We start from the raw sequence: 9,231 nt of genomic DNA on the forward strand, positions 1-9,231 counted from the left end.
ATGCGCATTGAGCGCGGCGAGAATTCACCGACGCTGGACACTCTCCTGAAAATAATCGACGGACTGGACATTTCGGCGGCTGAGTTTTTTCGCAATTTTAAGGAGCATTAACTTAATGCGCCGCCTTGACTTGTCCATACAAAACTTGTATAATAGCTACAATTCTTGTATAGAGGTGCTTTATGACCACAGCAACAGTTAATATTTCTTTTCAAAACAACCTATTGTCTCAAATTGACGATGTGGCCAGATTGGAATCACGTTCACGTTCAGAATTGCTGCGCGAAGCGGCGCGGCTGTATATTGAGCGCAAACAAAAATGGCAAAATATCTTTAATCTCGGAGAAAGCCTTGCCGCCAAAAACAAACTTCGTGAAAGTGTTATTATGAAAGAAATCAAATCTCTCCGCAAATACCGCTCATGAAGCTTGTTCTGGATACTAATATTTTTATTTCCGCTTTTTATTGGGGTGGCAAGCCGCGGCAGGTTTTGGAGCGGATCATTGCTGGCGCAGATGACCTGTATATTAGCAGGAAAATTTTGGCCGAACTAGCCAATGTGCTGTCCACGCCAAAATTCAAAACCAGTCCGGTGGAAATCGAATATTTTATCAGCGCTGTGGAAGAAATCGCCCACAAAACGCCAAGCAAAATCAAAGTAAAAAATGTCTGCCGTGACAAAGCGGATGATAAAATCCTGGAATGTGCTCTAGCCACTCAAGCTGATTACATTATCACCGGTGACACAGACCTGTTAGTTTTAGAGCAATACAAACGCACGCGTATTGTAACGCCGAACGCTTATTTGAATTTAAATTAAAAACCAGCGAGGCAATTATGCGCATCGGAATGTTTACAGACACTTACGCGCCGCAGATCAACGGCGTGGTCACTTCGATCAATTCATTTACAGAAGAGCTGCGTAAGCGCGGGCATGAAGTTTTTATCTTTGCGCCGCAGATCAGAGACGCGGTGCAGAAAGACAATGTTTTTTATTTCAAGTCGATCAAATACGCGCCGATGCCGGAACACCACATCGCTTATTCATTGTCCGGCCATTTGCAGGCTTTTAAGGATCTAAAACTGGATATTTTACATTCGCACACGCCGTTTAGCCTGGGCTGGCTGGCGCTGTACCTCGCCAAACAGTACAGATTGCCGCTGGTGCACACTTATCACACGCTGTTCATAGAGTATGTGCATTATGTGCCGACCGCGCTAGGCCGCAGGATCGGCGTCTGGCTTTCGACCAACGCCAGCCGCAGATACTGCCACAGCTGTGATCTCACGATCGTCCCCTCGGAAGCTATGCGTCTGGAGCTGCAAAGATATGGCGTGCTAAATGAGATCGACGTGATCCCGACCGGCGTCAATGAACGTTTTCAGGAAAACGGCGACGCGCAAAATATCTTGCGGCAGCGCCAGATCGCGGCGGAAACAGAAATTATCGCCTACGCCGGCCGCCTCGCCAGAGAAAAAAATGTCGAGTTTCTGCTGCACATGTACAAAGAAATTCTCAAAGTGCGCACGAATATTCTGCTGGCCATTATCGGCGACGGACCGCACCGGCCGATCCTGGAAAAACTGGCGGCCGAGCTGGGTCTCCAGGACAAAATTATTTTTACCGGCTATATTTCCGACAAGGCCGAGCTGGCCTCCTGGTACAAGGCCGCGCGGGTTTTTGTTTTTTCGTCGTTGACCGAAACGCAGGGACTGGTCATCCTGGAAGCCATGTCCGTCGGCACGCCGGTCGTCGCCATTGACGCTATGGGAATTTCCGACATCATTCACCAGAATATCGGCGGGCTGGCCAGCGGCCCGGACATTTCGGAATTTGCGCTGAAACTGACGCAGCTTTTAAGCAATCAGGAGCTGCGCCGCCAGAAATCCGCGGAAGCCTCGCAGTTAGCGCAGAAATTGAGCATGCACAATATGACCAGCCGCTTGATCGCCAATTATCAGAGATTGATCGATGTGGCTACCAAAATTTGAAAATCTCGAATTAAACGCTTTCTGCGAACTGCTTTGTCCGGATTGTCCGGCGCGGCTGGAACGCGAGCCGCTAGCGCTGGAAAAAATCCGGTCAAAGAAAATAAATTCCTGGTGCGTGCATTTGACCGGCGGCAATCCTCTGCGGCATCCGCAGATCAATAATATCCTGATCGAGCTCAAAAACCAAAAACATTTCACCCTGCTGACCACCTGCGGCTACAATCTCGCCGATTTTGAAAAACAAATTTTGCTTTTGCTTGACTGCCTGCTGCTCTATATGCCGGCTTTCAGCCGTGAGAATGCTATCCGGCAGGCCGGATTTAACAGCGTCAGCCGGCAGGAAAGCGCCATTGAATATTTGCAGGAATTGAAAAAAAAATTTGCCGTGCTTTATCCGATCAATAGCGAGACTATCGCAGACCTGCCGGATCTGTACAATAAAATAAATAATAAAAATTCTTTTTTAATTCTGCTGTACGACAAGAAAACCGAGCTGCCGCTGCAGCGCGCTGAAAAAAAATACTTGCATTATTACGCCGCGCGGCGCAATACCGTCGTTTATGAATACACTGGCGGCGGAGTTTACAACTGTCTGGATTTTACGCGCCATTTAGCCAGCCCGGCGCCGCGCAATCTCTGGTTTTTTGCTAAATTATTTTTTAAATTTTACTTTCAACCATAATTAAGGCGCCGGAGCGCAGGTATAAATTCAGAAAATACGGGTATAATTAAGGCATAAACAAGGGGAGGCAAACTATGGTCGATCTCAAGGAATTAGCAGAAAAATCGCGTTCGCGCTACGGCAAATATACGCCCGAGCCAACGCCGCCGCTGATGGCTTTTTTAGGCAAATACGTTTTCAAAAAACAGACGCCCAGCCGGTCTTTTCTCAACGGTTTTATTACGGCGGCTGTGCTGCTTTACGCCTGGTTTTTTAAGAACTATCTGCCGCTGACGATTTGGCTGATTTTTGATGTCAGCCTGACCGTCTCCGCGATCTTTTACTGGCGCGCGGAGCAAAAACGCCTGAATAAAGAGATGGAGCGCATCGGTCAGGAAGCGCAAGGTATTCAAGCGGAAATCCTGGAACGCAAACAGTATTTTGACAATATCCGCGCTGAATTAGCCAAGGCTTCCAGAAATTAAAGGGAGTGTAAATTAAAGCTCTAAAAAGTTTTTTAAGATTTGCAGGCCGTTTTCGCCGCTTTTTTCGGGGTGAAACTGCACGCCAAAAATATTTTCTTTCTGCAAAGCGGAGCAAAAATCCATGCCGTAATCCGTCAGACCGATCGTAAATTTTTCGTCAGTCGGCTGCGCGTAATAAGAATGGACAAAATAAGCGGAAAAAATTTCCGGCAGATTTTTAAATAAAACGCTGGATTTTTGCCGCACATCATTCCAGCCCATGTGCGGCACGGGAAATCCCGGGGGGAAACCGCTGCTGCCGCGGAAATAACGCACCTGTCCCGGCACGGCATCCAGTCCAGCCGTTAGGCCAAATTCCTCACTGGCTGACAGCAGCAGCTGCATACCCAGACAAATGCCTAAAAACGGCCTGGTCAAGGCAGTTTGCAGCGCCGACCAGAGTTGTTTTTTTCGCAAATTTTCCACAGCCTGCGGAAAAGCGCCGACTCCGGGGAAAATCAATTTATCCGCGTTTTGCAGCGCGCTGGTCTCCGCTGAGATCTCCGCCGTGTAACCGAGACGCTCCACGGCTTTTTGCACCGAACGCAGATTGCCCAGACCGTAATCAATAATAACGGTCTTCATGACAGCGCTAAAGCGACCGCGCCGAGCAGTCCGGTGTCTTTGCCGCATTCCGCGCGCAAAATCTTGATCGCCTGTTCTGGGTTGAGCAGCTTAAAAGTTTTCAGGCTCTTGAACAGCGGCTGAAAAAAATAATCACCGTTAAAAGTCACGCCGCCACCGACAATGATCACTTCTGGATCAAACGTATTGACCAGATTGGCAAGGCCCAGCGCGTTGTAATAGCCGTTTTTGTCCAGCAGCTCCAGCGCTGTTTGGTCTTGCAGTTTGGCGGCTGCGACTACAGTCTCCGCCGTGATCCGGCCGTCCCCGGCCAATTCCTTGATCCGCGCCGCGGGATTTTCCGCAACCGCAATTGCCGCCATTTTAGCCAGCGCCGTGCCGGAACCCAGCGCTTCCCAGCAGCCTTTGTTGCCGCAGCCGCAGAGCGGCCCGTCCGGCAAAAGTATCGTGTGGCCAAATTCTCCGGCCGTGCCGTTGGCTCCGGCGTACAAATGTCCGTCAATAATAATACCGCCACCGACGCCGGTGCTGATCGTCACATAAATAAAATTTTTATAATTTCGTCCCGCGCCGTATTTCAACTCCGCCAGAGCCGCGGCGTTGGCGTCGTTTTCGATCACGTATTCGGCCGGATAAATTTTGTTCAGCTCGGCCAGCAGGTCTACGCCGTTGAGCTGCGGCACATTGGGCATATTGAGCGCCACGCCATTTTTTAGCTGGCCGGGCAGACCCACGCCGATTTTGGCAATTTTTCGTCCGGTAGAAAATTTTTGGATCAACGCGCTGATTTGTTCCAGTACATTTGGCGCGGTTTTGCCGGTCTCTCTTTGCAGAATTGCGCCGCGGGCATCAGCCAGTCCGGCGGTAATTTTTGTCCCGCCAACATCTATGCCTATGTACATGGGCGGATAATATATTGAAATTATTTAAAAATCAAACTTAGTCAGCATGTCGTCAGTAGACGCTTTAGTATTAGCTTTCGCCTTAACTTTTCTGACTTTCAGCGGTTTGCGCACCGCGTCGGTGTTTTCTTTTGTTTCCAGATCGGCCTGCAATTCCTGACGCGGATTTGCCGCCTGCTTGGCCAGGCCAAAAGTATAACCGACCGAGATGCGGTGCGTGACACCCAGCTCATCGATCGGCACGTAAGCATAGTCGGCGTTAAAATTAGCAAAAGCCACACCCAGTCCCAGCGACATCTGGCTGAAAGTATTGTAACCGACGCGGCCGGCAAAATATTGCCCCAGCCAGTACTCCGCACCCACGCCAAAACGCGGATCGTTGTCATTGGGCAGTTTGGCGTCGAGCAGCAGGCTCAATTTATTCCAGAGAAAAACCGTGCTGTATTCCGCGCCCAGCGCAATGGTCAGCGGTAATTCTTCCTCGGGACGCAAAGCTTTCAGGCCAATGTTCTGTACATTTAAACCCAGTTTTAAATTTGGGATCAGATCTTTGTAAATCAAGCCAGCGTCCAGAGCCAGACCGTCAGCCTTTTCACCGGCCAGATCTTCGCTGATTATTTTCAAGCCGATACCGGCATCCAGCGCGCGGGAAATGATCCGCGAGTAGCCGAGATTGAGCACCGAGATCGCGCTGTTAAAACTTTTACCGGTTTCCAGATATTCGCTTTTAGTATTGCCGCCATAAACCGTTTCTTTGTCTTTCGGCGTGTCCAGCATCATGACATACGCGCCAAAAGTGTCTTTCTCGGAGAGCGGCAGCGCGCCAAAAATTGTCTTGGCCGAAATACCGGCCAGCCAGTTCAGCTGCATGAAATCCACGCGCGGATTGCGCACGGCGCTTAAACCAGCGGTATTCCAGTATATAGAACTCGTGTCGTCCGCGGCGGCTGTATAACTCTCGCCGAGAGCGGCGGCTTTCGCGCCCAGCCCGATTTTCAGGTAATTGGCGCCTGTCGTGCCCGGCCCGTTCACCGCGGCAAAAAGACCGCTACTCAGGCAAACCACCAGAAATATAAACCATACTCTGCGCATCGCTCTCCCCTATCTGTATTATTATCGACAGCAGAGGCCGCAAAAATGCATCGAATTTTGTCGTTCCATTCATTTCAACTGAACACAATTTGTTTTCTTTTTTGATTTTTTTGTAATGTCTTAACATTATAAATTAAAATATCGCCCGTATAATTTTCCTTAAAACAGGGTATAATATATTTGCAGGTGAAAGTTATGCAGAGCAAATTTATGAGTAATCCTGAACGATCAGTTGGAACAGACGATTCTATTGCCAAAATCTCCGGCAACACTGTCGAGATTTTTGGGCAGAGGTTTAAATTGTACCTCCCGTTTTATTATAAAACTGGAGAATTGAAAAGCTTTGCGATAGACACTACTGTAATAAAATTTCAAGGGCGAGAAATTCCTATTGGCGGCAGAATATATCTATATGAAGATGGAAAATTTTTTGGCGCAACTATTAATAAAGAATACACTTGGGAACTCTTAGGGCAGCCGCTAGTGCTATTTGGCGGAATTACTTTTCACCACAGCGGGGCTTTGAGATCGGTCACCATAAAAAAAACAGCGGAAACAAAATTTATGATAGAAGATGAACCGCTTTTTCTGGCCAAGTGGGATGTGGTATATTTTTATGAAAAAACCAGCTTGCCTGAAGCGGTTAATTTTTTCTACGATAGAAGCTATAAAGACGGAGCATATAACTTGCTTAAATTAGACGAAACTGGAGAAATTACGGAACGCATTTATCTAGAAAGGCCGAATGACCCCAGTTAATCTTTAATGGCTCGTGAATTTGCTATTTTTTCATAAATAGCAAACATTTTGGTATCCACCTGTTTAAAAAAGTCAAACCCTAACTCTTTGGCTGGTATTGCCAGTAATCTCGAGGTTAATTTGTCGGTAATATCTTCTATTTTTTCCGGTATATCCACACCAAGCGCAGCATTGCTGGCTATATGCCAATATTCCTTAAAAGGATGGTTAAATTTGTTCCGGATAATTTTAAATTCGCGCTGAAAGCGAGGATATTTTTCTTGATTTTCATAAAGCTCCTGAAAATCCGCCGCGGATAAATAATCACAATGCGCAGGATGCAGTTCAGCCGCGTAATTTTGCAGAGCCTGCATGAGATGGTTCATATTTTTGATAAACAACTCGTCCTCATAAGTAAGTCCTATATCGGCGAGGCTGATTTTATCCTTGGGGTGTTTGTCATTATAACTGTTTACCTTAGGCAAGAAATCATAAAAACGATTGACCGTATATTTCATGGAAAAATACCAGTTATCCTGCCTCTCCTTGCCGCTACCGATAACTTCAGAAACTCTAATATCGTTGCCATTAATATCCTTATCAATAGGCAATCCCCTGTTTGACATAATCGTTTTACCATGTATTATTTCAATAGAATACTTGCCAGACACATTTAAAGTCTCATCAAAAATTGCTCGTACTGGGTCTTGATCAGATAAATCTCTGGCCGTTTCAATACGACTCAAGAAAGTACCTTCTATGGTTTCGCCATGTTCATTTGTTTTAGTCGGAGCATAAAATGTATAGTATTCATTCTGGATAGACAAATAAAATTGTGTGTTGAGTTGTTTTTGTCTTGCCTCGGCAGGCGACTCTCTGCCGTTTAACATAATTGCATCTTCAAAGTCCTCAAAAGATCTGACTGTAAACTCTGGGTTGTTTTCCAGTTCTATATCGCATTGTGCCAGTTCTTTTTGTGCAAGTTCTATGGCTTTTGTCATAGCGTCAACATATTTTTCGTCACAAACAACAGCGTTGCTGATGTCAAAATCTGCAACGGAACCGACAATCACATTAGAATCCATATCAGAACTAGTTGATGCTCCGAGTTTGTTGTATTCAGATAACAGCCGCCCAAAGCCGAACATGAACATAGAATCTTCCAATCCTTCATGCTTAGCGAATAATTCCGGCAGCATTATGTCTTCAACATAGGTCTTGATCACAAATTCTTTTAATAATTTGGTGTGCAATAGTTTGATCTGCGGCTCATCATAAGTGATGTTTTGCAGGTCAGCCATTTCATTATTAAAAGTGGTATATTTGTTTTTCAAAATTTCCAGTTTCTCATCATGATTTTTACCTTGAATAGCTGTTTGAAAATCCGCTCTCTCCGCGTTTAGCCGGCTCTGGTAATCCGCGGTCTCCAACGCGTACATGGCGTCATAAACAATAGATGATATTCTTCTCTCAGCCAGTTTATCAATAATATTCAGTTTGAGCGAGGCTCTAGCAATATTCATGGCTTTCAAAAATTCTTCTTTACCTACATCTTTTATCGCTTTTAAGATATTTTCTAAAACTGTTTTATCGTCTATACTTGGATTATCACGTAGTTTTTGTATTACATCTTTAGCTAAATCAGCTGCTTTTATCAAGATTACTCTAGATACAAGTGAAGCATTTTGCACAAGTTGAATATTTTCCGGTTTGAAGCCATTTCCACACATAACACAAGGGTGATTGTAAAAATTCTCCTTTAATTCGACATCATTAATCACGCTAGCTTTGAATGCCAAGTCACCAGGATTCTTTTGCTCACCAAAATAAGTATCTACGGTTTTGGCAGCCCAGTCTTGTTGGTCAACGTTCATTCTTTTAGGCAGAGGAACGCTGGTTTTCTGGGAAGTAATTTTGGTCATTTGAGCCGCTGAGGGTAAATCCTGCTCCAGGCTTGCAACCATAACAACCGCCTTTGTTGTCTATAATATCGACTTACAAGCGTTAAAAAATGTATTGAATTTTATTGGTTTTGTGCCGTTATATATTCTAGAAAATCAAAACTTATATATAGAACGCAGCCCCGGCGGCGGATTTTCCGCGGTCAAAAGCCGCTGCAAATAGCGCATTAAAAGGTCGTACTCGATATTGACGCGGTCGCCAGCGCGCAAAATTCCCAGCGTGGTGGAGCGCAAGGTGTGCGCCACCAAACTAACACTAAAAACAGAATCTTGAACGTCTTGAATAGTCAAAGAAACGCCGTTGACTGTAATTGAACCTTTGGACGCCAGAAATTTTTTGTCGCTGACTTTGACGCGCAAAATATTCCCGTCAAAACTTTCTACCAGCCCGGCCTCGTCCACATGTCCGCTGACAAAATGGCCGCCCAAACGGCTGTCCGCCCGCAGCGCTCTTTCCAGATTGACCGCCGCGCCGGATTTTAAATCACTCAGCGCGGTATCCCGCAAAGTCAGCCGCATCGCGTCAAAATACAAGCCGCTGCCTTTTATCTCCGCCACGGTCAGACACACACCGTTCACCGCCACGCTGTCGCCGAGCCGCGTTTCCGGCGCGATCCGCGGCGCCTGGATCTCCAGCCTGTCTCCGGCCGCGCGCGTCTGACCGATCTCTTCGATAATTCCGGTGAACATTATTTTTTCTCCGCCAATCCGCCGAGTATACCGTTCACAAATTTAGCGGATTCTGCTGTGGAAAATTTTTTGGCCAGCTCCACAGC

13 protein-coding genes are annotated in these 9,231 nt (G+C 46.4%); 7 read left to right on the plus strand and 6 right to left on the minus strand.

The window, feature by feature from the left end:
• The 6 genes from LBJ25_00275 to LBJ25_00300 all read left to right on the plus strand — a co-directional run bounded on the left by LBJ25_00275 (nt 1) and on the right by LBJ25_00300 (nt 3,138).
• A complete protein-coding gene (locus tag LBJ25_00275) occupies nt 1–111 on the plus strand; it encodes a helix-turn-helix domain-containing protein (GenBank protein MDR1452398.1) in 111 nt (36 codons plus the stop codon).
• A 71-nt stretch (nt 112–182) separates the two neighbouring features.
• The gene (locus LBJ25_00280; GenBank protein ID MDR1452399.1) at nt 183–425 is read left to right on the plus strand and encodes a ribbon-helix-helix domain-containing protein; all 243 of its coding nucleotides are present in this window, start codon (nt 183–185) and stop codon (nt 423–425) included.
• A complete protein-coding gene (locus LBJ25_00285) occupies nt 422–820 on the plus strand; it encodes a putative toxin-antitoxin system toxin component, PIN family (GenBank protein MDR1452400.1) in 399 nt (132 codons plus the stop codon). Before LBJ25_00280 ends, LBJ25_00285 begins: the two co-directional genes overlap by 4 nt.
• 17 nt (nt 821–837) lie before the next feature.
• A complete protein-coding gene (locus tag LBJ25_00290; GenBank protein ID MDR1452401.1) occupies nt 838–1,992 on the plus strand; it encodes a glycosyltransferase in 1,155 nt (384 codons plus the stop codon).
• Nucleotides 1,973–2,674, plus strand: a complete 702-nt coding sequence (locus LBJ25_00295) for a hypothetical protein (GenBank protein MDR1452402.1) — start codon at nt 1,973–1,975, stop codon at nt 2,672–2,674. The genes LBJ25_00290 and LBJ25_00295 overlap by 20 nt, the downstream gene beginning before the upstream one ends.
• Nucleotides 2,675–2,748: 74 nt before the next feature.
• The gene (locus LBJ25_00300; protein ID MDR1452403.1) at nt 2,749–3,138 is read left to right on the plus strand and encodes a hypothetical protein; all 390 of its coding nucleotides are present in this window, start codon (nt 2,749–2,751) and stop codon (nt 3,136–3,138) included.
• Between the two features lie 12 nt (nt 3,139–3,150).
• On the opposite strand, the gene hisH is transcribed toward LBJ25_00300, so the two are convergent.
• From hisH to LBJ25_00315, 3 genes are read right to left on the minus strand one after another with little or no spacing between them, the layout of a single operon-like run.
• The gene (gene hisH / locus LBJ25_00305; GenBank protein MDR1452404.1) at nt 3,151–3,762 is read right to left on the minus strand and encodes an imidazole glycerol phosphate synthase subunit HisH; all 612 of its coding nucleotides are present in this window, start codon (nt 3,760–3,762) and stop codon (nt 3,151–3,153) included.
• The gene (locus tag LBJ25_00310; GenBank protein MDR1452405.1) at nt 3,759–4,664 is read right to left on the minus strand and encodes an ROK family protein; all 906 of its coding nucleotides are present in this window, start codon (nt 4,662–4,664) and stop codon (nt 3,759–3,761) included. Before LBJ25_00310 ends, hisH begins: the two co-directional genes overlap by 4 nt.
• Nucleotides 4,665–4,688: 24 nt before the next feature.
• A complete protein-coding gene (locus LBJ25_00315) occupies nt 4,689–5,756 on the minus strand; it encodes a PorV/PorQ family protein (protein ID MDR1452406.1) in 1,068 nt (355 codons plus the stop codon).
• A 195-nt stretch (nt 5,757–5,951) separates the two neighbouring features.
• On the opposite strand from LBJ25_00315, the gene LBJ25_00320 reads away from it, so the two are divergent.
• Nucleotides 5,952–6,515 carry a hypothetical protein gene (locus LBJ25_00320; protein ID MDR1452407.1) on the plus strand — a complete coding sequence of 188 codons (564 nt, stop codon included), beginning with the start codon at nt 5,952–5,954 and terminating at the stop codon, nt 6,513–6,515.
• Here the strand turns inward: LBJ25_00320 and LBJ25_00325 are convergent.
• The 3 genes from LBJ25_00325 to LBJ25_00335 all read right to left on the minus strand — a co-directional run bounded on the left by LBJ25_00325 (nt 6,512) and on the right by LBJ25_00335 (nt 9,228).
• Nucleotides 6,512–8,458 carry a hypothetical protein gene (locus LBJ25_00325; protein ID MDR1452408.1) on the minus strand — a complete coding sequence of 649 codons (1,947 nt, stop codon included), beginning with the start codon at nt 8,456–8,458 and terminating at the stop codon, nt 6,512–6,514. The genes LBJ25_00320 and LBJ25_00325 overlap by 4 nt on opposite strands.
• A 93-nt stretch (nt 8,459–8,551) precedes the next feature.
• The gene (locus LBJ25_00330; protein MDR1452409.1) at nt 8,552–9,145 is read right to left on the minus strand and encodes a riboflavin synthase; all 594 of its coding nucleotides are present in this window, start codon (nt 9,143–9,145) and stop codon (nt 8,552–8,554) included.
• Nucleotides 9,145–9,228 carry a hypothetical protein gene (locus LBJ25_00335; protein MDR1452410.1) on the minus strand — a complete coding sequence of 28 codons (84 nt, stop codon included), beginning with the start codon at nt 9,226–9,228 and terminating at the stop codon, nt 9,145–9,147. Before LBJ25_00335 ends, LBJ25_00330 begins: the two co-directional genes overlap by 1 nt.
• Between the last annotated feature and the right edge of the window lie 3 nt (nt 9,229–9,231).

The sequence above is a fragment of the Candidatus Margulisiibacteriota bacterium genome (assembly GCA_031268855.1).
Lineage (GTDB): Bacteria > Margulisbacteria > Termititenacia > Termititenacales > Termititenacaceae > Termititenax.